A 501-nucleotide genomic window follows, 5' to 3' on the forward strand; every position below is an offset into this window, starting at 1 on the left:
AAGTGTATTTAACCTGCAAATTACTTGGCCACTCTGCTCGCAGTTGCCCTTGAGCAATCACCTCTTTAACTAACGCGACGGTTTCAATAATGTTCTCGCCAGCACGCTTTTTCACGTCAAGCACAATGGCAGGCTCACCATCCAAGCGGGCAAAGCTTTCCGGATCACGAAACGCTCGGCGAACTGTGGCCACATCACCAAAGGTGATCACTTCTTTGCCATTCACTTTGATAGGCAATTCGAGAACATCTTTCAGAGAATCAAACACCGACGGAACTTTGACCGAAAAGCGCCCATACCCTGTATCGACAAACCCAGCCGCAACCACTCGGTTGTTTAGTGCGATCAAGTTATAGATATCGGCCTGATCCAATCCATAGCTTTCCATTAAAAGCGGATCGACCACGATCTCGACAATATCTTCACGATCACCAGCAATATCGACTTCCAAAATCTGACGGAAGCTTTCTAATCTGTCACGCAACGTTCGTGCGATTTGAA

General features: G+C 47.1%; 1 protein-coding gene. It reads right to left on the bottom strand.

All coding sequences use genetic code 11. The annotated features are described in order from the left end of the window. Positions 1 to 501: efflux RND transporter permease subunit (locus R7Z49_RS28030; RefSeq protein WP_318112930.1), on the bottom strand; the 501-nt coding region annotated here is incomplete at both ends.

Source organism: Vibrio sp. 1562 (genome assembly GCF_033340155.1).
In the GTDB taxonomy this organism is placed as follows: domain Bacteria; phylum Pseudomonadota; class Gammaproteobacteria; order Enterobacterales; family Vibrionaceae; genus Vibrio; species Vibrio alginolyticus.